This window comes from Streptomyces sp. TBY4 (assembly GCF_024213195.1).
In the GTDB taxonomy this organism is placed as follows: domain Bacteria; phylum Actinomycetota; class Actinomycetes; order Streptomycetales; family Streptomycetaceae; genus Streptomyces.
The window spans coordinates 201747-226653 of the sequence record NZ_JANAVF010000003.1 but is presented as its reverse complement, the minus strand read 5'-3'; the positions used below and the strand labels follow the sequence as shown (position 1 = coordinate 226653).

26 protein-coding genes and 1 riboswitch are annotated in these 24907 nt (G+C 70.4%); of the genes, 14 read left to right on the top strand and 12 right to left on the bottom strand.

Annotation, left to right across the window (positions count from 1 at the left end; genetic code table 11):
• Window position 1: 1 nt before the first annotated feature.
• The 3 genes from NLX94_RS08975 to rplI are packed head-to-tail and all read left to right on the top strand — an operon-like array spanning window position 2 to window position 1349.
• Complete coding sequence (locus tag NLX94_RS08975) at window positions 2–604, top strand: single-stranded DNA-binding protein (RefSeq protein ID WP_254382078.1); 603 nt, start codon at window positions 2–4, stop codon at window positions 602–604.
• A 43-nt stretch (window positions 605–647) separates the two neighbouring features.
• Window positions 648–884 (top strand): 30S ribosomal protein S18, encoded by a 237-nt coding sequence (gene rpsR, locus NLX94_RS08970; RefSeq protein WP_005315025.1) that lies wholly within the window; start codon window positions 648–650, stop codon window positions 882–884.
• An 18-nt stretch (window positions 885–902) separates the two neighbouring features.
• Entirely contained in the window at window positions 903–1349 is a 447-nt protein-coding gene (rplI, locus tag NLX94_RS08965) for a 50S ribosomal protein L9 (protein WP_243331152.1), read from the top strand.
• A gap of 129 nt (window positions 1350–1478) precedes the next feature.
• Here the strand turns inward: rplI and NLX94_RS08960 are convergent, their stop codons facing one another.
• On the bottom strand, window positions 1479–2816 hold the full coding sequence (locus tag NLX94_RS08960) for an MATE family efflux transporter (protein ID WP_254382077.1): 1338 nt from the start codon (window positions 2814–2816) through the stop codon (window positions 1479–1481).
• Window positions 2817–3268: 452 nt separating this feature from the next.
• Here NLX94_RS08960 and dnaB point away from each other — a divergent pair, with 452 nt between their 5' ends.
• The gene (dnaB, locus tag NLX94_RS08955; protein WP_254382415.1) at window positions 3269–4732 is read left to right on the top strand and encodes a replicative DNA helicase; all 1464 of its coding nucleotides are present in this window, start codon (window positions 3269–3271) and stop codon (window positions 4730–4732) included.
• Between the two features lie 28 nt (window positions 4733–4760).
• On the opposite strand, the gene NLX94_RS08950 is transcribed toward dnaB, so the two are convergent.
• On the bottom strand, window positions 4761–5327 hold the full coding sequence (locus NLX94_RS08950) for a dihydrofolate reductase family protein (protein ID WP_254382076.1): 567 nt from the start codon (window positions 5325–5327) through the stop codon (window positions 4761–4763).
• Between the two features lie 79 nt (window positions 5328–5406).
• Here NLX94_RS08950 and NLX94_RS08945 point away from each other — a divergent pair, with 79 nt between their 5' ends.
• Entirely contained in the window at window positions 5407–6780 is a 1374-nt protein-coding gene (locus NLX94_RS08945; RefSeq protein ID WP_374683929.1) for a serine hydrolase domain-containing protein, read from the top strand.
• Window positions 6781–6790: 10 nt separating this feature from the next.
• On the opposite strand, the gene NLX94_RS08940 is transcribed toward NLX94_RS08945, so the two are convergent.
• Genes NLX94_RS08940 through NLX94_RS08930 form a run of 3 tightly spaced genes read right to left on the bottom strand, consistent with a single transcriptional unit; the run spans window position 6791 to window position 9389 of the window.
• Complete coding sequence (locus tag NLX94_RS08940) at window positions 6791–7966, bottom strand: winged helix DNA-binding domain-containing protein (protein ID WP_254382074.1); 1176 nt, start codon at window positions 7964–7966, stop codon at window positions 6791–6793.
• A 53-nt stretch (window positions 7967–8019) separates the two neighbouring features.
• Entirely contained in the window at window positions 8020–8484 is a 465-nt protein-coding gene (locus tag NLX94_RS08935) for a GNAT family N-acetyltransferase (protein WP_254382073.1), read from the bottom strand.
• Between the two features lie 17 nt (window positions 8485–8501).
• On the bottom strand, window positions 8502–9389 hold the full coding sequence (locus tag NLX94_RS08930) for a GNAT family N-acetyltransferase (protein WP_254382072.1): 888 nt from the start codon (window positions 9387–9389) through the stop codon (window positions 8502–8504).
• Between the two features lie 128 nt (window positions 9390–9517).
• Here NLX94_RS08930 and NLX94_RS08925 point away from each other — a divergent pair, with 128 nt between their 5' ends.
• Entirely contained in the window at window positions 9518–10168 is a 651-nt protein-coding gene (locus tag NLX94_RS08925) for an HAD family phosphatase (protein WP_254382071.1), read from the top strand.
• Between the two features lie 143 nt (window positions 10169–10311).
• On the top strand, window positions 10312–11502 hold the full coding sequence (locus NLX94_RS08920; RefSeq protein WP_254382070.1) for a globin domain-containing protein: 1191 nt from the start codon (window positions 10312–10314) through the stop codon (window positions 11500–11502).
• A gap of 29 nt (window positions 11503–11531) precedes the next feature.
• Here NLX94_RS08920 and NLX94_RS08915 read toward each other — a convergent pair whose 3' ends face one another.
• The 4 genes from NLX94_RS08915 to NLX94_RS08900 all read right to left on the bottom strand — a co-directional run bounded on the left by NLX94_RS08915 (window position 11532) and on the right by NLX94_RS08900 (window position 14174).
• Window positions 11532–12011 carry an NUDIX domain-containing protein gene (locus tag NLX94_RS08915; RefSeq protein ID WP_254382069.1) on the bottom strand — a complete coding sequence of 160 codons (480 nt, stop codon included), beginning with the start codon at window positions 12009–12011 and terminating at the stop codon, window positions 11532–11534.
• Between the two features lie 118 nt (window positions 12012–12129).
• Window positions 12130–13293 carry a cystathionine gamma-lyase gene (locus NLX94_RS08910; RefSeq protein WP_254382068.1) on the bottom strand — a complete coding sequence of 388 codons (1164 nt, stop codon included), beginning with the start codon at window positions 13291–13293 and terminating at the stop codon, window positions 12130–12132.
• Complete coding sequence (locus tag NLX94_RS08905) at window positions 13290–13781, bottom strand: low molecular weight protein-tyrosine-phosphatase (protein ID WP_254382067.1); 492 nt, start codon at window positions 13779–13781, stop codon at window positions 13290–13292. Before NLX94_RS08905 ends, NLX94_RS08910 begins: the two co-directional genes overlap by 4 nt.
• A gap of 12 nt (window positions 13782–13793) precedes the next feature.
• On the bottom strand, window positions 13794–14174 hold the full coding sequence (locus tag NLX94_RS08900) for a phage holin family protein (protein ID WP_254382066.1): 381 nt from the start codon (window positions 14172–14174) through the stop codon (window positions 13794–13796).
• A gap of 90 nt (window positions 14175–14264) precedes the next feature.
• Here NLX94_RS08900 and NLX94_RS08895 point away from each other — a divergent pair, with 90 nt between their 5' ends.
• The 4 genes from NLX94_RS08895 to NLX94_RS08880 all read left to right on the top strand — a co-directional run bounded on the left by NLX94_RS08895 (window position 14265) and on the right by NLX94_RS08880 (window position 16543).
• Window positions 14265–14582, top strand: a complete 318-nt coding sequence (locus NLX94_RS08895) for a cupin domain-containing protein (protein WP_250738593.1) — start codon at window positions 14265–14267, stop codon at window positions 14580–14582.
• Between the two features lie 166 nt (window positions 14583–14748).
• On the top strand, window positions 14749–14967 hold the full coding sequence (locus NLX94_RS08890; RefSeq protein ID WP_254382414.1) for a DUF5326 family protein: 219 nt from the start codon (window positions 14749–14751) through the stop codon (window positions 14965–14967).
• Window positions 14968–15258: 291 nt separating this feature from the next.
• Window positions 15259–15996 (top strand): IclR family transcriptional regulator, encoded by a 738-nt coding sequence (locus tag NLX94_RS08885; protein WP_302169120.1) that lies wholly within the window; start codon window positions 15259–15261, stop codon window positions 15994–15996.
• A 97-nt stretch (window positions 15997–16093) separates the two neighbouring features.
• Window positions 16094–16543 (top strand): SsgA family sporulation/cell division regulator, encoded by a 450-nt coding sequence (locus tag NLX94_RS08880; RefSeq protein ID WP_243331178.1) that lies wholly within the window; start codon window positions 16094–16096, stop codon window positions 16541–16543.
• A 185-nt stretch (window positions 16544–16728) separates the two neighbouring features.
• On the opposite strand, the gene NLX94_RS08875 is transcribed toward NLX94_RS08880, so the two are convergent.
• The gene (locus NLX94_RS08875; protein WP_374683928.1) at window positions 16729–18135 is read right to left on the bottom strand and encodes a YibE/F family protein; all 1407 of its coding nucleotides are present in this window, start codon (window positions 18133–18135) and stop codon (window positions 16729–16731) included.
• Between the two features lie 72 nt (window positions 18136–18207).
• A riboswitch (TPP riboswitch) is annotated at window positions 18208–18352 on the top strand.
• On the opposite strand from NLX94_RS08875, the gene thiC reads away from it, so the two are divergent.
• On the top strand, window positions 18347–20134 hold the full coding sequence (gene thiC, locus NLX94_RS08870) for a phosphomethylpyrimidine synthase ThiC (protein ID WP_254382063.1): 1788 nt from the start codon (window positions 18347–18349) through the stop codon (window positions 20132–20134). It overlaps the preceding riboswitch by 6 nt.
• 101 nt (window positions 20135–20235) lie before the next feature.
• Here thiC and NLX94_RS08865 read toward each other — a convergent pair whose 3' ends face one another.
• Window positions 20236–21324 carry a glycosyltransferase gene (locus NLX94_RS08865; RefSeq protein WP_254382062.1) on the bottom strand — a complete coding sequence of 363 codons (1089 nt, stop codon included), beginning with the start codon at window positions 21322–21324 and terminating at the stop codon, window positions 20236–20238.
• 241 nt (window positions 21325–21565) lie between these two features.
• Here NLX94_RS08865 and NLX94_RS08860 point away from each other — a divergent pair, with 241 nt between their 5' ends.
• Entirely contained in the window at window positions 21566–22615 is a 1050-nt protein-coding gene (locus NLX94_RS08860) for an aldo/keto reductase (protein ID WP_254382413.1), read from the top strand.
• 268 nt (window positions 22616–22883) lie between these two features.
• Window positions 22884–23954 carry a hypothetical protein gene (locus NLX94_RS38865; RefSeq protein ID WP_302169026.1) on the top strand — a complete coding sequence of 357 codons (1071 nt, stop codon included), beginning with the start codon at window positions 22884–22886 and terminating at the stop codon, window positions 23952–23954.
• Between the two features lie 3 nt (window positions 23955–23957).
• On the opposite strand, the gene NLX94_RS08845 is transcribed toward NLX94_RS38865, so the two are convergent.
• Entirely contained in the window at window positions 23958–24770 is an 813-nt protein-coding gene (locus tag NLX94_RS08845) for a hypothetical protein (protein ID WP_254382060.1), read from the bottom strand.
• Window positions 24771–24907 lie beyond the last annotated feature (137 nt).

The window sequence follows — 24907 nt, the reverse complement described above, 5'->3', positions numbered from 1 at the left end:
CATGGCAGGCGAGACCGTCATCACGGTCGTCGGCAATCTCGTCGACGACCCCGAGCTGCGCTTCACCCCCTCGGGTGCGGCGGTCGCGAAGTTCCGTGTCGCGTCCACTCCCCGCACCTTCGACAAGCAGACCAATGAGTGGAAGGACGGCGAAAGCCTGTTCCTGACCTGCTCGGTCTGGCGCCAGGCGGCGGAGAACGTCGCCGAGTCCCTTCAGCGAGGCATGCGCGTCATCGTGCAGGGCCGGCTGAAGCAGCGGTCGTACGAGGACCGTGAGGGTGTCAAGCGCACGGTCTACGAGCTGGACGTCGAGGAAGTCGGCCCCAGCCTGAAGAACGCCACGTCCAAGGTCACCAAGACCACGGGTCGCGGTGGCCAGGGTGGATACGGCGGCGGTGGCGGCGGTCAGCAGCAGGGCGGCGGCGGTGGCAACTGGGGCGGAGCCCCCAGTGGCGGCGGCCCCCAGGGCGGCGGAGCTCCCTCCGACGACCCCTGGGCGTCCAGCGCGCCGGCCGGCGGCCAGCAGCAGGGCGGCGGCGGTGGCGGTTGGGGCGGAAGCTCCGGCGGCTCCGGCGGTGGCTACTCGGACGAGCCGCCCTTCTAGGGCAGCTCGCACCCCCACTTCTTGATTTCACAGGAGAGACACAATGGCGAAGCCGCCTGTGCGCAAGCCTAAGAAGAAGGTCTGCGCGTTCTGCAAGGACAAGACCGCGTACGTGGACTACAAGGACACGAACATGCTGCGGAAGTTCATTTCCGACCGTGGCAAGATCCGTGCCCGCCGCGTCACCGGCAACTGCACGCAGCACCAGCGTGACGTCGCCACGGCTGTGAAGAACAGCCGTGAGATGGCGCTGCTGCCCTACACGTCCACCGCGCGATAAGGAAAGGGTGACCGAATAATGAAGATCATCCTGACCCACGAGGTCTCTGGCCTCGGCACCGCCGGCGACGTCGTCGACGTCAAGGACGGCTACGCCCGCAACTACCTGGTCCCGCGTGGTTTCGCGATCCGCTGGACCAAGGGTGGCGAGAAGGACGTGGCGCAGATCCGCCGCGCCCGCAAGATCCACGAGATCGCGACGATCGAGCAGGCCAACGAGTTCAAGGCCAAGCTCGAGAACGTCAAGGTCCGTCTGGCCACCCGCGCGGGTGACGCCGGTCGTCTGTTCGGTTCCGTCACGCCCTCCGACATCGCCACGGCGATCGAGGCGTCCGGTGGCCCGAAGGTCGACAAGCGCCGCGTGGAGCTGGGCTCCCCGATCAAGACCCTCGGCTCGTACCAGGTCTCCGTGCGTCTGCACGCTGACGTGGCCGCGACCGTCGGCATCGAGGTCGTCGCCGCCTAAGGGCTGCGCATGAAGGGCCGCACCCCTGTGGGGGTGCGGCCCTTCTTCGTTGTTTCACGTGAAACATCGCTGCGGGCTCCGCGGCGGGTACCGGGTGCGGGCTGCCGGGTAGGGGCCGTCGCGGGCCGGCTACCGCGTGGCTCCGGCGACCAGCCAGCGGCCCGAGCGGGCGCGCAGCTGGAGGGTGACCATCCGGACCAGCATCATCAGGGTCATGGCGCACCAGAGGGCCGTCAGCCCGCCGCCCAGGGCCGGTACGAGCAGGGCCGCCGGGGTGAAGACGGCGAGGGTCAGCAGCATGGCCCAGGCCAGGTAGGGACCGTCGCCCGCGCCCATCAGGACGCCGTCGAGCACGAAGACGATTCCGGAGACGGGCTGTGAGAGGGCCACCACGAGCAGGGCCGGCAGGAGGGCGTCCTCGACGGCGGGGTCGCTGGTGAAGAGCGGGATGAACAGCGGGCGGACCGCGATCACGAGGAGCCCCAGGACGATGCCGGAGATGATCCCCCACTGCACCATGCGGCGGCAGACCGCCTTGGCCCCCTCGGTGTCTCCCGCGCCGAGGTAGCGGCCGATGATGGCCTGCCCGGCGATCGCGATCGCGTCGAGGGCGAAGGCGAGCAGGCTCCACAGGGAGAGCAGGATCTGGTGGGCGGCTATGTCGGCGTCACCCAGCCGTGCGGCCACGGCGGTGGCGATCAGCAGGACGGCCCGCAGGGACAGGGTGCGGACCAGCAGGGGGGCACCGGCCTGCGCGCAGGCCCGGATGCCCTCGGCGTCGGGCCGCAGGGAGGCGCCGTGCTTGCGGGCGCCCCGGACCACCACGACCAGGTAGGCGGCGGCCATGGTGCACTGGGCGATCACCGTGCCCCAGGCGGAGCCGGCGATGCCGAAGCCCGCCCCGTAGACGAGGGCGACGTTCAGGGCGCCGTTGAGGGCGAAGCCGCCGATCGCGACGTAGAGGGGGGTCCGGGTGTCCTGGAGGCCGCGGATGACGCCGGTCGCGGCGAGCACCACGAGCATCGCGGGGATGCCGAGGGCGGAGATCCGCAGGTAGGTGATCGCGTACGGGGCGACGGTGTCGGAGGCCCCGAAGAAGGAGATCAGGGTGGGGGCCGTGGGCAGCACGACGGCGACGACGGCCGCACCGAGGAGCAGGGCGAGCCAGATGCCGTCCATGCCCTGCCGGATGGCGGCCTGGAGGTCGCCCGCGCCGACGCGGCGGGCCACGGCTGCGGTGGTGGCGTAGGCGAGGAAGACGAAGATGCTCACGGCGGTGGTGAGCAGTGCGGCGGCGATGCCGAGACCGGCCAGCTGAGGTGTGCCGAGGTGTCCCACGATGGCGCTGTCGGCCATCACGAAGAGGGGTTCTGCGACGAGGGCGCCGAAGGCGGGGACGGCGAGCGCGAGGATCTCGCGGTCGTGTCGTCCCGGGGCAGCCTTCGGTGCGGTGGGGGCCAGTCTCATGTGCTCAATCTAATCTTCCACAGGTAATAGACACAAGGGTCTCTGGATCCTTACCGATACGCCGATTCGAGCGTTCGTCCCACCTCGTTGGAGGCGATCTTGAGACAGTGGCGAATATTTTTCTCCCCCACAGCCGGTGGAGGGAGAAAGGCCAGGTCAAGTGAGGTAGGTGGAGGGGGCAGGTGATTTTGTCCACAGCACCGTCCCCCGGTCCGTGCACAGCTTCCGGGGAGTTGTCCACAGCATTGGCGCCGTCATCCACACCTCATGCACACAGCCTGTGGATAACAGGATTGGCTGACGTCGCTCGCGGCCCTACCGTTGTTCGTTGTCCGACTCGCCGAGAGCCGATTCGGGTGCCCCAAATGTCAGAGCCGTGTCGTAGAAAGAGTGACACGGCAAGGTCCGCGTTGCGGACGGGAGGAGGCGGCCCGGTGAGCATGTCCGAGCCCATGGACGACCCCTGGGCCGACAGCGGTCCAGGTGACCGTCTGCCCGCCCGTCCGCGCCGGGGCGGCGAAGGCCGCGGCCGCGGGGACGAACAGAGCGACCGGGGCCGCGAGGGCGGCTCCTGGGACGGCGGAGGCGGCGGCTTCGAGCGGGTCCCGCCCCAGGACCTCGACGCCGAGCAGTCCGTCCTGGGCGGCATGCTGCTGTCCAAGGACGCCATCGCCGACGTGGTCGAGGTGCTCAAGGGCCACGACTTCTACCGTCCGTCGCACGAGACGATCTACCAGGCCATCCTCGACCTGTACGCCAAGGGAGAGCCGGCCGACCCGATCACCGTCAGCGCCGAACTGACCCGGCGCGGGGAGATCAGCAAGGTCGGCGGGGCCCCCTACCTGCACACCCTGGTCCAGTCGGTCCCCACGGCGGCGAACGCCGAGTACTACGCGGAGATCGTCCACGAGCGGGCGGTCCTGCGCCGGCTCGTCGCCGCGGGTACGAAGATCACGCAGATGGGCTACGCCGCCGACGGCGACGTCGACGAGATCGTCAACAGCGCCCAGGCCGAGATCTACGCCGTCACCGAGCAGCGGACCTCCGAGGACTACCTGCCGCTCGGCGACATCATGGAAGGCGCCCTCGACGAGATCGAGGCGATCGGTTCGCGCAGCGGGCAGATGTCGGGAGTCCCGACGGGCTTCACGGACCTGGACTCGCTGACCAACGGTCTGCACCCGGGCCAGATGATCGTCATCGCGGCCCGACCCGCCATGGGTAAGTCCACCCTCGCGCTGGACTTCGCCCGGGCCTGCTCCATCAAGGCCAACCTGCCCAGCGTCATCTTCTCCCTCGAAATGGGGCGCAACGAGATCGCGATGCGCCTGCTCTCGGCGGAGGCCCGGGTGGCCCTACACCACATGCGCTCCGGCACGATGACGGACGACGACTGGACCCGGCTGGCCCGCCGGATGCCGGACGTCTCCGCCGCCCCGCTCTACATCGACGACTCCCCCAACCTGTCGATGATGGAGATCCGGGCGAAGTGCCGCCGCCTGAAGCAGCGCAGCGACCTGTCGCTCGTCGTCATCGACTACCTCCAGCTGATGCAGTCGGGCGGTTCGCGCCGGCCCGAGAGCCGCCAGCAGGAGGTCTCGGACATGTCCCGAAACCTCAAGCTGCTGGCCAAGGAGCTGGAGGTCCCGGTGATCGCGCTGTCCCAGCTGAACCGTGGCCCCGAGCAGCGCACCGACAAGAAGCCGATGGTCTCCGACCTGCGTGAGTCCGGCTCGATCGAGCAGGACGCCGACATGGTGATCCTGCTGCACCGCGAGGACGCCTACGAGAAGGAGTCCCCGCGAGCGGGTGAGGCGGACCTGATCGTGGCCAAGCACCGTAACGGCCCGACGGCCACCATCACCGTGGCCTTCCAGGGCCACTATTCGCGGTTCGTGGACATGGCCAACACGTAGCGTCCGCCCCGGCGCGCGGGTGCTGCGCTCAGCGCCTGGTCCCGTACCTGGCCAGGACCACGCCGCCGGGAAGGGTCCGCGTCTCCAGCAGCTTCAGGTTCACCCAGCTGTCCAGGGCGGTGAAGAACGGGGTGCCGCCGCCCACCAGGACCGGATGGGTGGCGATCGCGTACTCGTCGATCAGCCCGGCGCGCATGGCCGCCCCGGCGAGCGTCGCCCCGCCGATGTTCATCGGGCCGCCGTCCCCGGCCTTGAGCCGGGTGATTTCGGCGACCGCGTCGCCGGTGACCAGGCGGGCGTTCCAGCCGACCTCGCCGATCGTCGAGGAGAACACCACCTTCGGCGTGTCCCGCCAGTTCCGCGCGAACTCGATCTCCGCCGCAGTGGCGCCCGGCTGCTGGTCGCCGGTCGGCCAGTAGGAGCTCATCGTCTCCCACAGCTTGCGCCCGTACAGCGACAGGCCGCACGCCTGCTCGTGCTCGAGCCACCACTGGAACAGCTCGTCGCCCGGCGGCCCGCCCCAGCCGATGTCGTCACCCGCCGCGGCGATGTAGCCGTCCAGAGTCAGGTTCATTCCGTAGATCAGCTTGCGCATGGCCCGGCCTTCCGTCCGTGGGTGATGCGGGCATCGGTTCCGTCGAGGACTGTGCCAGGGTCGGAGCATGGATGCTGCGATGGAAGACCTTGAACTCCTGCCCTCGACCAGGCGGGCACTGAAGCACCGGATCGCGGTCGCGCAGCGCGAAGGCCGGGCGCCGTCGCTGGTGGCGGCCGTGGTGCGGGGCGGGGCGGTGGTCTGGGAGGGTGCCCGGAGCATGGTCGAGGGGCATGGGCCCGACGGGAACGTGCAGTACCGGATCGGGTCGATCACCAAGACGTTCACCGCCGTGCTCGTACTGCGGCTGCGGGACAAGGGGCTGCTGGAACTGGGCGACCCGATCGAGAAGTTCCTTCCCGGGACCGGAGTCGGCGAGGTGACGGTGGGGCAGTTGCTGTCCCACACCTCCGGGCTGGCGGCGGAGACGCCCGGGGAGTGGTGGGAGCGTACGGCGGGCACGCTGCGGCCGGAGCTCTCGGACGTGCTGGGCGAGCGCCCCTTCCGCTTCGAACCCGGACGGCGCCACCACTACTCCAACCCCGGTTACACCCTGCTCGGTTCGCTCGTGGAGGCCGTCCGGGGGAAGCCGTGGGAGGACGTGCTCCGTGCCGAGGTGCTGGAGCCGCTGGGGCTGGAGCGCACGAGCGCGCAGCCGGTGGCACCGCACGCCGGCGGCTGGGCGGTGCACCCCTGGGCGGACGTGATGATGCCGGAACCCCTGGAGGACCTCGGGCTCATGGCACCGGCCGGCCAGCTGTGGTCCACCACCGGTGATCTGGCGAAGTTCGCCGCCTTCCTCGTACGGGGCGACGAGCGCGTGCTGAACGCCGGCTCCGTACGCGAGATGCGGACGTCGGCCACTCCCCCGGAGCCGGGCATCGCCGAGCTCGGATACGGGCTCGGGACCCAGCTGACGCGGAGCGGCGGGCGCCTGCTCGCGGGTCACAGCGGCTCGCTGCCGGGCTTCCTCGCCGGGCTGTGGCTGAGCGAGGCGGACGACGTCGCCGCGGTGGTACTGGCCAACTGCACCTCGGGGCTGCCCGTTTCGACGCTGGCGGCCGAACTGGTGGGCATCGTCGCCGAGGCGGAGCCGTGGATCCCCGAGCCGTGGCGGCCGTTGCGGGAGGCCGATCCCGTCGCCCTAGACCTGTGCGGCCCCTGGTACTGGGGCACGTCGGCCCAGGCCGTACGGCTGACCCACGACGGATTCCTGGAGCTGGGCCCGGTGGGCGGGAGCGGTCGCTCCGCGCGGTTCCGGGCGGAGCCGGACGGCAGCTGGACCGGACTGGCCGGCTACTACGCGGGTGAGTCGCTGCGGGCCGTACGGCGGCCGGACGGATCGGTGAGCCACCTCGACCTGGGCTCGTTCGTGTTCACCCGCGAGCCCTACGATCCGCAGGCCCCGGTGCCCGGCGGGGTCGACCCGCAGGGCTGGCGGGGCATCGGCTAGCACACCGCCGTCAGCCCGCGGTGAGTTCCCGCTCCAGCGGGGTGCGGAAGCGCGGGGTGATGCGGGCCTCCCCCACCCAGGCGGCGAGCCGGGCGGCCTCGGCGGCGATGGCCCGCTCGGCTTCGCCGCCGGGGTCGCCCAGCAGCCGGTGGACGATCTCTCCGTCGGCACGCTGGGCCCAGCCGCCGACGATCTCGCCGTTCCACCACACGGTGGGGCCGATGTTGCCGGAGTAGTCGAAGAGGGCCGGGCGGTGGGCGGGGTCGAGGTGGAAGCCCCGGTCCGCCCAGCCCATCGCGCTCGGATCGAGGGCGGGCAGCAGGGCGGCCCAGGGCTCCTGCGCCGGTTCTGGTCCGGTGTCGCCCGGGCTGACGAGCGCGGTGGTGCCGTCGTCGAGCCGGACCGTGTCGGGGCCGACCGCGGCGAGGGCCTTGCGCGCGTCCGTGAGGGTCCAGCCCGTCCACCACTTGAGGTCGGCCTCGGTGGCCGGACCGTAGGACAGCAGCCAGCGGCGGGCGAGCTCGGCCCGGGCCTCGGCCGGTGCCATGGCGGGCCAGGGCTCGGTGTGGACCCAGCGGTACTGGCTGGAGGTCCACGATCCCCGGGGCCGGTCCCGGCGGATGCGGCCGTCGGCGGCGAGCAGCCGGATGACGCGGGTGGCGACGCCCATCTCCGTCTCGTACTTCTTGCCCCGCTCGACGGTCATCTTCCGGCGCAGTGCGGGGACGGCCGCCGAGAGCTGGCTGCCGGTGGAGGGGCCCGTGCTGTCCAGGGCGTCGAGCGCGGCGCTCTCCGCCCCGGCGAGCCAGTCGGCGTCGAGGCCCTGACCGTCCTCGGCGAGCTGCTTGAGGAAGTGCCTCCGCTCCTTCGCGGCGATGGCCCGCGCGGTGGAGGAGTCGACGTACGGGGCGAGTCCGGTGGAAACGGCGAAGAGCGTGCGGCGCATGCTGAGCAGCCGTACGAGGCTCACGTCCTCGTACAGGGCCCGTTCGACCACGTCGGGTCCGCCTTCGCCCAGCCGGGCCCGGACCGAGAGGAAGACCGTGGAGGCGTCGGTGGCGTGCAGGCCGATCACGGCGTCCGCGGCCTCGGGCACGCCGGCGGCGCGGGCCGACGGTGCGAGGCGGTGCCGGCGGCCGAGGCGGCGGCGGCGCTCCACGGTGCTGATGAGGGGAAGGCTGCTCATCCTCCCGATCGTAGGCCGGGCCGCCGGCAGCGGCCCGGCCTACGGCCGGTGACTCAGAGCTGGAGTTTGAACCCGACGTGGGAAGCGGTGAATCCGAGCCGCTCGTAGAAGCGGTGGGCGTCGACGCGGGTCACGTCCGAGGTGAGCTGGACCAGTGCGCAGTTCTCGGTACGGGACCGCTCGATCGCCCATTCGATGAACCGGGTGCCCAGTCCGCTGCCGCGTTCGTCGGCGTGGACGCGTACGCCCTCGATGATCGAGCGGGTGCTTCCCCTGCGGGAGAGTCCGGGGACGATCGTCAGCTGGAGGGTGCCGACGACACGGCCGGCCCGGACGGCGACGACCACGTTCTGATGGGGATCGCCGGTGAGCCGCTCGAAGGCCTCCAGGTACGGGGTGAGGTCGTCCGTGGACTCCCTCGCCGCGCCCAGCGGGTCATCGGCGAGGAGCGCGACGATGGCGGGCAGGTCGGCCTCGGTGGCCGGGCGGATGAGCAGCTCGGAGCTGGTGTCGGTCATGGCCGGATCCTCCCGGCTCAGCCGGCCGCGACGGTGAGCGGGGCCCACCGGCGGGTCCAGTCACCGGGCAGACCGGGGATGTCCCGGGTCATGACGGCGTTGAAGGCCACGGAGCCGAGACCGCGGTCCTTGAGCCAGCCGAGCAGCTCTTCGTGGCGTACGTCGACATCGGTGCGCAGGGGCCGGTCGGTGGCCGCCGCGAGGGCGGTGACCAGGGCGCGGGCGGTGCCGGTGTCGCGGGCCACCAGGGGGCCGATGACATGGGTCTCCATGTTCGGCCAGATGGCTCCGTAGCCGATCAGTGCGCCGGAGGGGTCCTCGGCGATGAGCAGCCGGTCCGTGAAGGCCGGCAGCCGGGTGACCAGATGGGTCCGGTCGGCGCCGAAGACCTCGGCGTCCAGGCGGAGGATCCGCGTGATGTCCTCGGCGCCGGCGGGCCGGACGCGGACCGCGTCCGGCGCGGGACCGGCGGGGTCCGGGGTGAAGGAGCCCCGCAGCATCTCGGCGCGGCCGGTGGTCTCGAAGCCGAGCTCCTCGTAGAGCGGGCGTCCGTACGGCGTGGCGTGCAGGGTGAGCGGTACGCCCTTGAGGACCTCGTCGCAGATGTACGTCATGAGGCGCCGGCCCAGGCCCTGACGGGCATAGCGCTCGGCTACCAGGACCATGCCGATGGCGGCGAGTTCGGGGCCGGCCGACGGAGGGCCGTACCGGGTGACCACGCAGGCCGTGGCGAGCCCGCGGCCGTCGGGGGCGTCGATGCCGTAGCCGTGTCCGGCGGCGAGCAGCAGCCCCCACTTGTGGTCCTCGCGGGGCCAGCCGCGGTCTTCGGAGAGATCGGCGCAGTGGTGGAGGTCGTCCACGGTCAGTGCGCGGATGGGGAGGTCGGTGAGGTGGGGTGGTGTCACGGCCTCAGAGTGGTTCATGGACCGGGACCCGGTCCAGAGGATTTGGGGTGGATGTGGTGCGGGCCGATGTTTCACGTGAAACATCGACCACTGTTTCACGTGAAACGTCCGTACTAACCTCGACGGCTATGACCCGACTTCACCTGTTCGACCTCGATGGAACGCTGATGTACGGCACCTCCTCGCCCGTCGAGATCTCCCGGCAACTCGGGCTGAGCGAGGAGATCGCCGCTCTGGAGCGGTCCTTCGCCGCGCTGGAGCTCCAGCCGCACCAGTTCGCGACGGCCGTCCAGCGGCTCTGGGCAGAGCTGACCCCGGCGCACGTGCGGGCGGCGTTCGACGCCGCTCCGTGGCTGCTGGGGATCCAGGAGGTCTGGCAGGAGATCCGGGGACGCGGGGACTACTGCGCGGTGATCTCCCTGTCGCCGTCGTTCTTCGTGGAGCTCCTGCTGGAGTGGGGCGCGCACGCCGCGCACGGCTCCGTCTTCCCGGAAGTGCCCTTCACCCGGCCGGTGGACGTGGCCGGGATCCTGACGCCGGAGCGGAAGGTCACGGTCGCTGACCAGCTGTGCGCGCGGTTCGGCGTGACCCGGGCCGACTGCGTCGCGTACGGGGACTCCAGCACCGACGTGGCGCTCTTCGAAGTGGTCCCGGTCTCGGTCGCGGTGAATGCCCGGCCCTACCTGGTGGAGCGGGCGACGCACGTCTACGAGGGGCGGGACCTGCGCGAGGCATACCAGCTGACAGGGGTGGCGCGCACGGGAGTTGAGGCATCTTAAGGGGAAAGTGGGTTCGAAACGCGGAATTCCCGCATTTCCCCACAGGCTCTGGGGGAGGACTGGCACGCTGTGAAACCCGGAACCACGGATTCGAAGGCCGTGGCGTGTGCAGACCTACCGAGATGCTCGAAGCGAGGCACCGCATGGACGCTCCGCCCACCAGATCGGCAAGACCGGGGCCGTCCCGGATACCGTCCGGGGACGGTGCGCCCGAGCCCTCCCCCGATGCCGTCCTCATCCGCCGGACCCTCGCGGAGATCGCACCCGTCGCCGACAAGGTGACCTCCTACTTCTACGCCGTCGTGTTCACGGGACACCCGGACCTCCGGGGGCTGTTCCCCGCGGCCATGGACGTGCAGCGCGACCGGCTGCTGAAGGCGCTGCTGACCGCCGCCGAGCACATCGACAACCCCGAGGTGCTCACCGCCTACCTGCGCCGGCTGGGCACGGGGCACCGCAAGTACGGAACCAGGCCCGAGCACTATCCGCCGGTCGGAGAGGCCCTGATCGGGGCGCTGGCCAAGTACGCGGAAACCGTCTGGGGGCCGGAGACCGAGGCCGCCTGGGCCCGGGCGTACACCGCGATCTCCCAGATCATGATCGACGCGGCGGCCGAGGACGAGCCCAAGGCTCCTCCGTGGTGGCACGCGGAGGTGGTCTCCCACGACCTGCGCACCTCGGACATCGCGGTGATCACCGTTCGCCCCGACCAGCCCTACCCCTTCCTCGCCGGCCAGTACGCGAGCCTGGAGACCCCGTGGTGGCCGCGGATCTGGCGGCACTATTCCTTCGCCTCGGCGCCGCGCGCGGACGGACTGCTGTCCTTCCACGTGAAGGCCGTTCCGGCGGGATGGGTGTCCAACGCGCTCGTCCGGCACGCCCGGCCCGGCGACGTCCTGCGGCTCGGCCACCCGGCGGGATCGATGGTGGTCGACCACAGCACCGACAACGGAATGCTGTGCCTGGGCGGGGGCACGGGCATCGCCCCGATCAAGGCGCTGATCGAGGACGTGGCCGAGCACGGGGAGCGGCGTCCGGTGGAGGTCTTCTTCGGGGCGCGCAGCGACGACGACCTGTACGACAAGGACACGCTGCTGGGGCTGCAGCGCTCGCACCCCTGGCTGTCGGTGCGGCCGGTGGTCTGCGACGAGGGCCTCGCCGGACAACTGCCGCAGGCCGTCGGCACGCACGGGCCCTGGAGCTCGTACGACGCCTTCGTCTCGGGACCGGCCGCGATGATCCGCAGCGGGGTGGACGCGCTGAAGAGGATCGGGATCCCCGGTGAGCGGATCCGGCACGACGAGGTGGAGGAACTGGCGGGCGTCGCCGGCTGACTCCGGCGGCGGCGCCCGCGTGCGGTGGGTCAGCCCAGGTCGGGGGCGTGCATCGCGCGCACGCCCTCGATGTTGCCGTCGAGGTAGTGGCGCAGCGACAGCGGGACGAGGTGCACCGCGGCGATGCCGACGCGGCTGAAGGGCACGCGGACGATCTCGTACTCGCCCTCGGGCTCGTCGATCTCGGGGCCGTGCCGCTGGCTGGGGTCCATGGATGCGAGGTGGCAGACGAAGAAGTGCTGCACCTTGACGCCGGTCACTCCCCTGTCGGCGATGTGCTCGATGGTGTCGACGAAGCAGGGCACGACATCGGTGATCTTCGCGCCGAGCTCCTCGTGGAGTTCTCGGTGGAGGGCGTCGACGACGGTCAGGTCCGTGGGCTCCACGCCCCCGCCGGGGGTGAGCCAGTACGGGTCGACTCCGGGTTTGGTCCGCTTGATGAGGATCAGGTCGTCACCGTCGAGCAGGATCGCGCGGGCGGTGCGTTTGACCACTGGACGTTCGGTCATGGGAGAAGAGTGGCCCAGACTTCCGCTTCTGAAACGCCTGCCGGTGAAACCCGCCGGGCGGGGAGCCTGGCGGTCCGAGCCGCCGCAGGGCCTGCTCGGACCGCCTTCGCGAGGCCGGTCAGCCGGTCGCGGCCGCCGCGTCGAGGGCCCGCAGCACGTCCGAGACCAGGTCCTCGGTGTCCTCGGCCCCTGCGGAGAACCGGATGAAGCCCTCCGGGACGGCGTCTCCGCCCCACCGCCGGCGGCGCTCCGCGGTGGAGCGCACCCCGCCGAAACTGGTGGCGTCCTCGACGAGCCGCAGGGCGGCCATGAACCGTTCCGCGTGCGCGCGGTCGGCGAGGGTGAAGGAGACGACGGAGCCGAAGCCCCGCATCTGGCGGGCGGCCAACTTGTGGGACGGGTCCGACGGCAGGCCCGGGTAGCGCAGCCCGGTGACGTCGGCGCGGTCGGCGAGGGCCTCGGCGACGGCGAGCGCGTTGGCCCACTGGCGCTGGGCGCGCAGCTGGATGGTGGACAGGGACCGGTGGGCGAGCCAGGCCTCCATGGGGCCGGGGATCGCGCCGATCACCTTGCGCCAGCGGCGGATGCCCGCGGCGAGACCGGCGTCGCGGCAGACGACGTAACCGAGCAGCAGGTCGCCGTGGCCGGTCAGGCCCTTGGTTCCGCTGGCCACCGAGAAGTCGGCACCCAGTTCGAGGGGGCGCTGGCCGAGCGGGGTAGCGAGGGTGTTGTCCACGGCGACGAGGGTTCCGCCGGCGTGCGCGGCGTCCACGAGGCGCCGTACGTCGCAGACGTCGAGCCCCGGGTTGGACGGGGTCTCCAGCCACAGCAGCCGGGCCCCGTCGAGAGCCGCGAGCTGGGCGTCCTCGGCCGTGGGGGCGGTGCGCACGTGCACCCCGTAGGCCTCCAGCTGTTCCCGTACGAGGGGCAGCAGCTGGTAGCCGTCGTCCGGCAGGACCACGGTGTCGCCGGCGCGTGCCTGGGAGAGCAGCACGGCGGAGACCGCGGCCATGCCGGAGGCGAAGACGACCGTGTCCACCCCGTCCAGGCCGGGGGCCTCCAGCTCTCCGATGGCCTGCTCCAGCAGGGTCCAGGTGGGGTTGGTGTCGCGGCCGTAGACGTAGGGGCCGTCGGGGTCGCCGGGAAGGTGGAAGTGGGCGGCGAAGACGGGGCCGGGAAGCGGCGGCTCGTTCTTGACGGGCTCCGGCAGCCCGGCGCGGACGGCGACGGTGCCGTCTCCGAGGCGCGTTTCCCTCGGGGGCACGGGGTCGGGGGCGCTCATGGGGTGTGCTCCTTCACGGCTTCGCTGACGGCGGCCAGCAGGCCGGGGCTCGCCGCCTCGACCAGGTGCAGGCACTCCTCGAATCCGTCGAGGGGGCCGTAGTAGGGGTCCGGTACGTCGGTCTGGGCGGCGGAGGACGCCGGGTCGTAGGACCGCAGCAGCCGGACCTTGGCGGCGTCCTCCGGGGTGGGGGCGAGCGCCCGCAGGTCGCGCAGGTGCCCGGCGTCGAGCGCGATGACGAGGTCGAGGCCGGCGAACCAGGAGGCCCGGAACTGCCGGGCACGGTGGCCCGGCTCGTATCCGGCGGCCTCCAGGACGGCCACGGTGCGCGGGTCGGCTCCGTCCCCCTCGTGCCAGCCTCCGGTACCGGCGCTGTCGACCTCGACCAGGCCCGAGAGCCCGGCGTCGGCCACGTGGGAGCGGAAGACCGATTCGGCCATGGGCGAGCGGCAGATGTTGCCGGTGCAGACGAAGCAGACGCGGTACATGGGCGCCCGGCTTCAGTTCTTGTCGGGCAGGACCATGTTCACGGCCCAGGAGACGACGGAGATGATCAGGGCGCCGACGAGCGCGGTCCAGAAGCCGTCGACGTGGAAGCTGAGGTCGAACTGCTTCGCCAGCCACGAGGTCAGCAGCAGCATCGCGGCGTTCACCACGAGGGTGAACAGGCCGAGGGTGAGGACGAAGAGGGGCAGCGAGAGCAGCCTCACCACGGGCTTGACGATGAAGTTGACCAGGCCGAAGATCAGCGCGACCAGGATCAGGGAGAGCGCGCGGTGGCCCATGCTGGTGCCGTCGTCCAGCGTGATGCCCGCGAGGAGCCAGATGGCGACGGCCAGGGCTGCCGCGTTGGCGAGGGTCTTGACTACGAAATTCGTCATGTGTCTGATCGTTGCAGAGATGATCCCGGTGGAACATCAGCTGATCTGCGCATGCGTGCCGGACGAGAGAGCACAAGGGGTACGAAGACGATGAAGGCCTTCCGGCTGGACGAGCTCGAGGCCGAGCGGGCCGCGAACAAGGGTGCCTACCTGCAGTTCCTGCGCGAGCGGAACATGTCGGTCGGGCTGTACGCACTGGACGCGGGGCAGAGCGATCCCCAGCAGCCGCACGGCCAGGACGAGGTGTACTTCGTGGTGAGCGGCCGGGCCTCGATCACCGTCGGGGAGGAGACGACGATGGTCGCCAACGGGAGCGTGGTCTACGTGCCGGCCGGGGTGCCGCACAAGTTCCACCACATCACCGAGAACCTGAAGGTGATGGTGGTCTTCTCTCCGCCGGAAGGGTGAACGGCCCCCCGGGACTGCGGGGCGCTGAGGGTTCGCAGCCCCCTCCCCCTAGGGGTCGGATCAGGGGACTACGGGGGCTCGCGGGCCCCCACCGGGGGCCGTGGCCTCCTAGCATCGAGAGCAGGAAGTCACGGACTAGGTAGAAGAGGTCGAGGACATGGAAGGCATCCGAGCGATATTCGAGGGCATGCCCTGGTGGGTCAAGTGGGTCGCCGTCCCGCTGCTGGTGCTCTTCGTCTTCGGCGGCGTGATCACCAGCATCATCGGTGCGCTGATCGGCTTCCTCTTCAAGGCCCTGCTCCTCGTGGCCCTGGTCGGAGGCCTGATCTTCGTCGTCAGGAAGTTCAAGGGCGCCGGGTCGAAGTCCTCCGCCGGGGAGTGGTAGAACTGGCGCAACCAGGGTCACAGCGGGATTAACCCAGCTGAGGGAACGTGAAGCGCTAAACCGCTCACAGCCCGGGAATCGGCGGATAGAGTGGCAATCTGTGCCGTTCCCTGGGCACCGAACGCCGGTACTACCGCTCTGACCTGCGGTTCTTTGTTACAGCCGCCGAGCACGACCCCCAGGAGCCACGGCACGCGCGGGGGCGGCCCCCGCAGGGCGGGCCCCCCCAAGGCCCGCCGCCACGCCTGGGGGTGAGCTTTGTCTTCGGTTCACAATGCCGGTGTGCCGACTCTGATCGGTTCGGTGCAGCGGGCACTGAGGCTGCTCGAAGCGGTGGGTTCCCATAGCGAGGGAGCCCCGGCGAAACAACTGGCACGTGAGGCCGGGCTCCCGCTCCCCACCGCGTACCACCTGCTGCGCACCCTGACGCACGAGGGCTATCTGCGACGGGAGAGCGGGGTCTTCGTCCTCGGGGACGCCGCGGGCCGGCTGGCCGGTGGCGGACTTCAGCAGAAACGTCGCAGCATGATCCTCGACTCCCTCGCGCACTTCCGCGACGCGGTAGGGGCCCCCGTCTACTTCGCGGTCTACCGCGAGGGTGAAATCGAGGTAGTGGGTGTCTCGGACACCCCGGCGAACCCGGCCTGCGAGGAGTGGGCCGATTTCCGCGAGACCGGCCACGCGCACGCCATCGGGCAGTGCCTGCTCGGCCAGCTCGACGAGAAGGCGCGCAAGGACTACTACGATCGTCATCCGGTCGAGGCCATCACCTCCTACACCGTGCGGGACATGCGGGCTCTGGAGCAGCGGATCGGCTCCATGGGGCGGATGCAGCCGGTGACCGAGCGGCAGGAATACGCCCTGGGCACGGTGTGCGCGGCCATCCCCATCACGGCCGGCGACACCGCAGCGACCATGGCGATTTCTCTTCCTCTGCACCAGGAAGACCGATTGCTCTATGCGGTCGATCGGCTACGGAGTGAAGTAGGCGCGCTGTTGAGCACCCTCTCGTTCTCTATCAGTATCTGAAAACTCACTCCTTGTGATCTGCTAGCGCTTCCACCACTCTTGTCAAGAGGGCCTTGGGGGATCATTCCTGGCCACTTCCACTACAGCGGGGTAGGCAATGCGCGAGTCGGTACAGGCAGAGGTCATGATGAGTTTCCTCGTTTCCGAGGAGCTCTCGTTCCGGATCCCGGTGGAACTCCGGTACGACGCTCGTGACCCCTACGCAGTTCGCCTGACCTTCCACCTTCCCGGAGACGCGCCTGTGACCTGGGCGTTCGGCCGGGAGCTCCTTCTCGACGGCATCAACAAGCCGTGCGGTGACGGCGATGTCCACATCGCCCCGACCGATCCGGAGGAACTGTCCGATGTCCACATCCGGCTGCAAGTAGGCGCAGACCGGGCCCTTTTCCGTGCGAGCGCGGCGCCCCTCGTGGCGTTCCTCGACCGCACCGACCGGATCGTGCCGCTCGGCCAGGAGCGCAACCTCGGGGACTTCGAGGAGAACCTCGACGAGGCGCTCGACAAGATCCTTGCGGAATCGCAGCAGAACGAGCAGAACGCGGGCTGACCGAAGCCCGGCCGGACGCCTGCCGACCAGGGTGAGCCGGCGAGCACCACCGCACTACAGCACCACCGCACCACAGCACTTACGCATCACGGCTCAGCGTGCCGACGCGCTGAGCGCTCCATCGTGCCGTTCCACACGACCGGCCGTGCGCGCGAACTGACCGCTCGCGCCCGCCGGTCCGCCTTTCAGCGCTTGCGCCGCCGGCCCCGGCCGCCGCGCAGCGGCCCCGAGGCCGCTGTGGCCGCCGGGGATTCCGTGCGGTCCGCGGACACCACCAGTGCGGCCAGCGCCGTCGTCACGGGCACCGAGGCGACCAGTCCGATCGAGCCCACGAGGGTTCGTACGATCTCTTCCGCGACCAGCTCGCTGTTGGCCACCGAACCCATGCTGCTGTTCGCGATCGAGAACAGCAGCAGCAGGGGCAACGCCGCGCCCGCGTACGCCAGTACCAGCGTGTTCACCACCGAGGCGATGTGGTCTCGCCCGATGCGGATGCCCGCCCTGTAGAGCCCGCGCGGGCCCATCGTCGGGTCTGCCTGGTGGAGTTCCCAGACCGCCGACGTCTGAGTGACGGTCACGTCGTCGAGTACGCCGAGCGATCCGATGATGACACCCGCAAGCAGCAAACCGCTCATGTCGATGTTCGGGTAGAGCCCGTGGATCAGCCCGGTGTTGTCGTCCGTGTTGCCGCTGAGGAAGGCCCAGTCGATGAACAGCGAGCCCAGCAGGCCGATCAGCAGCAGCGAGACGAGGGTGCCGAGCACCGCGACCGAGGTGCGGGCCGTGAGCCCGTGGCACATGTAGAGCGCGATGAGCATGATCGCGCTGGCTCCGACCACGGCTACGACCAGCGGATTCGACCCCTGCAGGATCGCCGGGAGGATGAAGAGGGTCAGCACCGCGAAGCTGACGACGAGGGCGATGAGCGCGAAGAGCCCGCGCATCCGCCCGACGAGGACGACCGAGAGGGCGAAGATGCCGGCGAGCAGGGCCATCGGCAGCTTGCGGTTCACGTCGATCACGGAGTACTGGAGGTCCTGGGGCGCGTCCGGGGAGTAGGCGACCACCACGTCCTGACCGTCCGCCAACTGCCGTGGTGCGCCCGGCTGGACGATCTCGACGAACTCGCGGCCCTTGTCGGGACCGCTGCCGACCCTGACGGTGGCCTTCTTGCACTCGCCGGTCTGCGCGGCGAGGGCCTCGCGGCCCTCCGGGGTCGAGGTGTCGCCGGTGGCCGGCACCTGCGCGGCATTCACGGATTTGCAGTCGACCTGCTGGAGCGCGACGACCGTGCCCTGCTGGGTCTGCCGGTCGAAGCCGACCCCGGTGCGCTCGTGGCCCGGAGCGCCACCCGGCCAGAGCACCACCATCCCGATCACGACGGCAGTGGCGAAGGGGATCAGGACGGCGGCGATCACCTTGCGCAGGTGCTTCGAGACGGGGGCCGCCGGACCGTGGCTGTGCGCATGGCCGTGTGAGTGTCCGGCGGAGGGCGCGGGCGAGTGACCGGGGTCCGCGTGCGCGTGGCCTGCGTGACCGGCATGACCGGCGGGGTCGGTGGGCTCGGTGGGGGGGTGCGGCGAGGACGTCACTGACTGATCATCGCAACAGATGAGGGGGCCCACTGTTCAGCACGCCACACATGACGCTAGCGTGGGGGCTACTTTGCACAACGCGGGAGCTCGGAGCACCGGGCTGAGAGGGCGCTGATCACCGTTCGCATTCGAATATGCGTACGGGAGGAGGCTGCGTCGACCGCCGAACCTGTTACCGGGTAATGCCGGCGTAGGGAGATTAGGTCTCATGACCATTCAGGACGCACGCACGCCTGCCGTCAGCCAGGACGCCGACGGCCAGACCGAGCGCCAGCCTGGCTGGCACAAGGGATACGTGGCGGGCTCCCGCCCCGACATCCGGGTGCCGGTTCGCCAGGTCCACCTCACCAACGGCAAGGACGTGACGCTCTACGACACGTCCGGTCCGTACACCGACCCGCAGATCGAGACCGACGTGCGCCGGGGCCTGCCGCCGCTGCGCGAGAACTGGATCATCGGCCGCGGCGACACCGAGGAGTACGCGGGCCGCCCCGTGCGCCCCGAGGACGACGGCATCAAGCACACCTCGCCGCGCGGTGGCCTCAAGAACCTCGACGCGGTCTTCCCGGGCCGTCCGCGCCTGCCCCGCCGCGGCCGTGGCGGCGCCGCGGTCACGCAGCTCGCGTACGCCCGCCGGGGCGAGATCACCCCGGAGATGGAGTACGTCGCGATCCGCGAGAACGTCTCCCCCGAGGTCGTCCGCGAGGAGATCGCCGCAGGTCGCGCGGTCATGCCGGTCAACGTGAACCACCCCGAGATCGAGCCGATGATCATCGGCAAGCGGTTCCTGGTGAAGGTCAACGCCAACATCGGCAACTCCGCCGTCACCTCCTCGATCGAGGAGGAGGTGGACAAGATGACCTGGGCGACCAAGTGGGGCGCCGACACGGTCATGGACCTCTCGACCGGCCGCAACATCCACACCACCCGCGAGTGGGTGCTCCGCAACTCCCCCGTGCCGATCGGCACCGTGCCGCTCTACCAGGCGCTGGAGAAGGTCGACGGCCGTGCCGAGGACCTGACCTGGGAGATCTACAAGGACACGGTCATCGAGCAGGCCGAGCAGGGCGTCGACTACATGACGGTCCACGCCGGCGTGCTGCTGTCGTACGTGCCGCTGACCGCCCGCCGCAAGACCGGCATCGTCTCGCGCGGCGGCTCGATCATGGCCGCGTGGTGCCTCGCGCACCACAAGGAGAACTTCCTCTACACGAACTTCGAGGAGCTCTGCGAGATCCTCGCGACGTACGACGTCACCTACTCGCTGGGTGACGGCCTGCGCCCCGGTTCCATCGCGGACGCCAACGACGCGGCGCAGTTCGCGGAGCTGAAGACGCTGGGCGAACTCAACACGATCGCCAAGCGCTACAACGTGCAGACGATGATCGAGGGCCCCGGGCACGTCCCGATGCACAAGATCAAGGAGAACATCGACCTCCAGCAGGAGATCTGCGAGGAGGCGCCGTTCTACACGCTCGGCCCGCTGACCACGGACGTCGCGCCCGCCTACGACCACATCACCTCGGGCATCGGCGCCGCGATGATCGCCTGGTGGGGCACCGCGATGCTCTGCTACGTCACGCCCAAGGAGCACCTGGGCCTGCCGAACCGCGACGACGTGAAGACCGGTGTCATCACGTACAAGATCGCGGCCCACGCGGCGGACCTGGCCAAGGGCCACCCGGGCGCCCAGGAATGGGACGACGCCCTGTCGGACGCGCGCTTCGAGTTCCGCTGGGAGGACCAGTTCAACCTGGCCCTCGACCCGGACACGGCCCGTGAATTCCACGACGAGACCCTCCCGGCCGAGCCGGCCAAGACCGCGCACTTCTGCTCCATGTGCGGTCCGAAGTTCTGCTCAATGAAGATCTCCCAGGACATCCGCCGCCAGCACGGCGGCGACCTGGGCGCCGAGGAGATCGAGGCGGGCATGGCGGAGAAGTCCGCCGAGTTCGCGGCCGCGGGCAACCGCGTGTACCTGCCGCTGGCCGACTGACCCCGCGCCGCAACGCACGAACGGCCCGCGACACCATGGGGGGAGTCGCGGGCCGCCGTTGTGTACCTCGTGTCAGCGTCTCCGGGGCCTCGGGCTGCGGCTCAGGCGAAGACCCGGGACTCCGCGCCCAGCTTGCGCCGCGCGAACTCGAGGTTCGCGAGGATCCGGTCCTGCTGGTCGGCGGGCAGCTTGCCGTCTTGGAGGAGGAGTTCGCAGCAGTCCGAGGACTCCTGGTACTCACCGGTCCAGTAGGCGGCCACGGCGAGTTCGTCGAGTGCGCGCCAGTCGTGCCAGGCGAACTCGACGAAGAGGATGTCGTCCGGATGCGGCACCCGGACGGCTTGCCGGGCGAACAGGTAGGCCAGGGGCCAGCGGCTTTCGAGGCGGCAGAGGCGGGCGAGGTCGCCCAGGGCCTCGGCGCGCGAAGGCCGGCTCTCGTGGGCGCGGAGGTAGCGGTCCATCACCTCGGCCGAGGGCCTGTTGAGGGTGGCCGCGAGCCGCGCGGCGTAGAGCCGCGCGCAGTAGACCTCCTCGGCCCAGCCGCCCATGGCCACCCGGTGGTCGTAGGCGGCCAGGGACTTCTCCGGCTCTCCCGCATCGCGCCAGCTCTGGGCCAGGTAGAAGGCGTAACGGGCGTTGTCGGGTTCCTTCGCGAGGCCTTCGGTGAGGACTTCCGCGTCGCGCAGGTACTTCGCCCGCTGGCCCTCTTCCCGGAGGCGGCCCCCACCGCCGACGGAGAGGATGTTGAAGCCCTCGATCACGTCGCGGCTGTACTCGGTGCCGCTGTCGATGTACTCGTGGAGTACGCCCACGTACTTCCAGGGCAGCCGGGTGGAGACCAGTGCCGGCCGCCAGTGGACGATCGGACCGTCGTGCAGGGCGACCTGGTACGCGTCGAGCGTCAGGTCCGGCATGCGGAAGCCGGGCTGAATCTGCATCTCGTCGTCGCCGTCGATGAACAGCAGGTAGTCGGCACGGGAGAGGGCGAGTTCGACGGCCTCCGTGCGGCTGCCGTCGAAGCCCTTCCAGGGCCGTTCGTGGAGTGTTCCGGGCAGATCGGCGAAGCAGTCCCGGATGACGTCCTGGGTGCCGTCGGTGGAGCCCGTGTCCACGATCACCCAGGTGTCGATCAGGGGACGCACCGACTCCAGGCACTTCCGGATCGTCGGCGCCTCGTTCTTGACGATCATGTTCAGACAGATGGTCGGCCTCACCGCAGCACCCTCTCGTCGGACGGATCGCGGGCGACCTTAGGGATTGCAGCTGTCGAAGGGGTGGCGGCACGCCGGTGGCAGTACCGCCGGGCGGTCGCCGACGCATCCATTGGCGGGGCCCGATGGGCCGATCTGCTGACGCGTGCCGGAAACCCTCAAGGTCTCGCAGGGGCTTGCGCTCGAGTGCGCTCCAACTCCTACGGTGCGGTCCATGAGCATGCGATACCGAATTCTGGGCGGGACCGGCATCGAGGTCAGCGCGCACTGCCTCGGCACGATGATGTTCGGTGCGGTGGGCAATCCGGATCACGAGGAGTGCGTGCGGATCATGCACGCCGCACTCGATCACGGGATCAACTTCGTGGACACCGCGGACATGTACTCCGCCGGGGAGTCCGAGACGATCGTGGGCAAGGCCCTCAAGGGCCGGCGGGACGATGTCGTCCTCGCGACCAAGGTGCACTTCCAGATGGGCGAGGGCCGCAACCGCAGCGGGAACTCCCGGCGCTGGATCGTGCGTGCCGTGGAGGACTCCCTGCGCCGGCTGGACACGGACTGGATCGACCTCTACCAGGTGCACCGGCCCGATCAGAGCACGGACGTCGAGGAGACCCTGTCGGTCCTCGGCGACCTGGTGCGGGCGGGCAAGATACGGGCCTTCGGGTGCTCCACCTTCCCCGCCGAGGAGATCGCCGAGGCGCATCACGTCGCCGAGCGGCGGGCCCTGCCGAGGTTCCGGACCGAGCAGCCGCCGTACTCCATCCTCGCGCGCGGGATCGAGGGCGGGGTGCTGCCGGTGGCCCGGCGGTACGGGATGGGCGTCCTGACCTGGAGCCCGCTGGCGTCGGGGTTCCTGAGCGGGAAGTACCGGCTCGGTGGGGCCATCGATCTGACCTCGGGGCGCGCGGCGCTGACACCGGCCCGCTTCGACCCGGCGATCCCGGGCAACATCGCGAAGCTGGAGGCCGTGGAGCAGCTGGTCGAGCTCGCCGACTCCATCGGCTGCACGCTGCCCGAACTCGCGGTGGCCTTCCCGCCGGCGCATCCCGCCGTCACGTCGGTGATCATCGGGCCGCGGACCATGGAGCAGCTGGAAGCGCTGGTGAAGGGCGCCGGTCTGGTTCTCGACGACGCGACCCTGGACCGGATCGACGAGATCGTGGAGCCGGGCCGGAACCTGTACCACCCGGACGGCGCCTGGAAGTCGCCGGCTCTGACGGATGTCGGGCAGCGGAGGCGGGTCCTGGCAGACCGGTCCGCGGGCTAGGAGGGCTGGGGGCTGCGGGGCTATGGGGCTGCTCCGATGTTTCACGTGAAACAGCGACGGATGTTTCACGTGAAACATGGAGCCTTGCGCAGACTCGTGTGGCCGTGCGGCAGACCGCCAAGTGGCGGTGCGCACTGCGCCGTTCCGCTGACGGGCGGGCGCGTCGGACGGGCTCGTGGGTGCGGGGTCCTCAGGATGGCCCGCGGAGCCCGGTCTTATTTCCGGACTTCGCAGGTCGATTCGATCCGGTGTCTGCGAGGAGCGGTACATGAGTTCTGAGAACAAGGCCCGTACCTACCTGGGGCCCTTGCCCCGACGGGCCGGCTGGCTGACCGGAGGCACGCTCGCCTCGGTGGCGCTGGTGCTGGCGGGCCTGGCGTCCCCGGCGGTGGCGCTGGCCGCGACGCCGGTGAATCCCGACCGCTGCAAGTCCAACCACCACAGACCGGACAACCGGACCCAGGAGGCCGCGGATCTGATCGCGCAGCCGTCTCACGAGGACGACTGCAAGGTGGGCCCGACGGGCCCGCGGGGTCCGCGCGGCCCCAAGGGACACACGGGAGCGACGGGCCCGACGGGTCCGACCGGACCTAGGGGTGCGACCGGTGCGACGGGTGCGACGGGCGCCACCGGGCTGCGTGGTGCGACGGGTGCCACCGGAGCCACGGGTGCCACCGGAGCGACGGGCGCGACCGGTGCCACGGGTCCGACCGGGCTGCGTGGTGCGACGGGTGCGACCGGCGTGACGGGTGCCACCGGAGCGACGGGCGCGACCGGTGCCACTGGTGCGACGGGTGCAACCGGTGCCACGGGTCTGACCGGGCCGACGGGTCCCACCGGGCCGCGAGGTGCGACGGGTCTCACGGGTGCCACCGGACCGACCGGCCCCACGGGTGCCACCGGCGCGACGGGTGCCATTGGGCCGTGCAACGACATCGACAGTTACGCGCCTTCCGGCACCGAGGACTTCCACGCCGCGCTCAACAACGGCCACACCTTCGCCGGCCGGGCGGACACCGTAGGTGGTGCACCCGTCTGGCAGGACGTCTCCGGACTCGCCAACTACCCCAACAGCGCCGCCACTGGATTCCCCTGCGGAGTCTCCATGGCAGGGAACGACAACGAGGCGCAGGTCAAGGTGCTGACGACCACCGGCAGGGTGTTCCAGCTCACCATGACGGTCAACGGGCAGAACTTCGACCCCGACCCGGCCGGCTGGGTGGAACTGACGCCGGCGCCCGTCCCCGTCCTCCGTGCCAAGGGCGTGGCCAAGGGTGACGTCGACTGGAAGGGGGACCTCGGCTACGCGGGTCCCCCGAACAGCCTCTCCACGAAGTAGCCGCTACTCCGGCTCGGTCTCCGGGCCGCCGAAGTCCGGACTGGTGAAGTCCGGAGACGTGTAGCCGGGACGGGGCCCCTGAGTCGGGGGCCCCGGACTGGTGAAATCGGGCCGGGTGTATCCCAGGTTGGGGATGCGCCCGGCTCCCGGCTTTCTGGGGGCCGGGAAGCCGGCCCCCACGCTGGGATCGGCCAGCGCGTCCCGGAGGAACGGCACGATGCCCCGCTCCAGCAGGGCGTTGCGCCAGGCCTCCCGGGCCCGTGCCACCTCGTCGGGCACCGCCTCGGTCTCGTCCGCCGCCACCTCGGTGGAGCTGTTGCGGACGGCCGTCACGAGCAGCCCGATCACGGCGAAGAGCAGTGCGGCCGCGGTGAGTCCGCCGAAGAGCCAGCCCGCCGTGAGCATCGTGTCGGCGAAGGCCGGTTCGGGCTCGATCATCTTCAGGATGTAGCCCACCAGCAGGAAGATCAGCATGGCGGTGCCCGCCAGGACCGGCGCGAGCACCGCGACCACGGCGCTGACGCCCGCGCCGCCGCCCTGCTCCTCGTCCTCCTCCCCCGCCGTTCCGGGGGTGGACAGGATCTCGTCCTGCCGCTCTTTGCGGACCTTCACGTAGTGCTCGTACTCGGCCGCGGCCGCGGCCGTCAGTATTCCGGTGGCCCCGATAGCCATGGTGCGCAGCTGTTCGGCGTTCAGGCGTTCGCCCAGTGCGGCGAGTTCGGGCCTGGCGTTCGCCGTGCGCAGCGCCTCGTCGAGGAGCCGATCGAACTCCGGTCGGTCTTCGGTGAGCAGGTGCGGAGCGCTGGTCATGTGCATCCCCCGATGCTCCGTAGGGACCGGTATGCCCGCGTAGAACGGGGCGCCGGCACAAACGGAGGAGAGCCTGCTACGGATAGAGCGATGGTAGAGCGCCCACGCCGTACGGTGACAGGGGCTTTCCGGAAATACCCAGC